Below are 1176 nucleotides of genomic sequence, written 5' to 3' on the forward strand. Positions count from 1 at the left end.
CGGACGTCCGCGACGTGTCCGGGACCTGGCGGGACCTCACCGACTCGGTCAACTCGATGGCCGGCAACCTCACCGCCCAGGTCCGCTCGATCGCCCAGGTCGCCACCGCCGTCGCGGAGGGCGATCTGACGCAGAAGATCGGCGTGGCGGCGCGCGGGGAGATCCTGGAGCTCAAGGACACGGTGAACACGATGGTCGACCGGCTGTCGGCGTTCGCCGGGGAGGTGACCCGGGTGGCCCGCGAGGTCGGCACGGAGGGCCGGCTCGGCGGTCAGGCGGACGTCCGCGACGTGTCCGGGACCTGGCGGGACCTCACCGACTCGGTCAACTCGATGGCCGGCAACCTCACCGCCCAGGTCCGCTCGATCGCCGAGGTGACGACGGCGGTCGCCCGCGGCGACCTCGGCCAGAAGATCCGGGTCGACGCGCGCGGCGAGATCCTGGAGCTGAAGGAGACCATCAACACGATGGTCGACCAGCTCTCCGCCTTCGCGGACGAGGTGACCCGGGTCGCCCGGGAGGTCGGCACCGAGGGCAACCTCGGCGGCCAGGCCACCGTCCGCGGAGCCTCCGGCACCTGGAAGGACCTCACCGACAACGTCAACGTGATGGCGTCCAACCTGACCGGGCAGGTCCGCTCGATCGCCCAGGTCGCGACCGCCGTCGCCCGCGGCGACCTCAGCCAGAAGATCACCGTCGAGGCGAAGGGCGAGGTCGCCGCGCTGGCCGGAGTGATCAACACCATGGTGGACACGCTCTCCGCGTTCGCCGGGGAGGTGACCCGGGTGGCGCGCGAGGTCGGCACCGAGGGCATCCTCGGCGGCCAGGCCACCGTGCCCAGCGTCGCCGGCACCTGGAAGGACCTCACCGACAACGTCAACTTCATGGCGCACAACCTGACCAGCCAGGTCCGCAACATCGCCCAGGTCACCACGGCCGTCGCCCGCGGCGAACTCAACCGCAAGATCGACGTCGACGCCCGCGGCGAGATCCTGGAGCTCAAGACCACCATCAACACCATGGTCGACCAGCTGTCCTCGTTCGCCGCCGAGGTGACCCGGGTCGCCCGCGAGGTCGGCAGCGAGGGCCGGCTCGGCGGCCAGGCCGAGGTCGAGGGCGTCTCCGGCACCTGGAAGCGCCTCACCGAGAACGTCAACGAACTGGCCGGCAACCTCA

1 protein-coding gene is annotated in these 1176 nt (G+C 71.1%); it reads left to right on the forward strand.

What is annotated here, in order from left to right; genetic code table 11:
• The coding region (locus tag ABZ641_RS38500; protein WP_359989333.1) for a HAMP domain-containing protein at positions 1-1176 on the forward strand (1176 nt) is incomplete at both ends.

The sequence above is a fragment of the Kitasatospora sp. NPDC007106 genome, assembly GCF_040634455.1.
GTDB classification, from domain to species: domain Bacteria; phylum Actinomycetota; class Actinomycetes; order Streptomycetales; family Streptomycetaceae; genus Kitasatospora; species Kitasatospora arboriphila.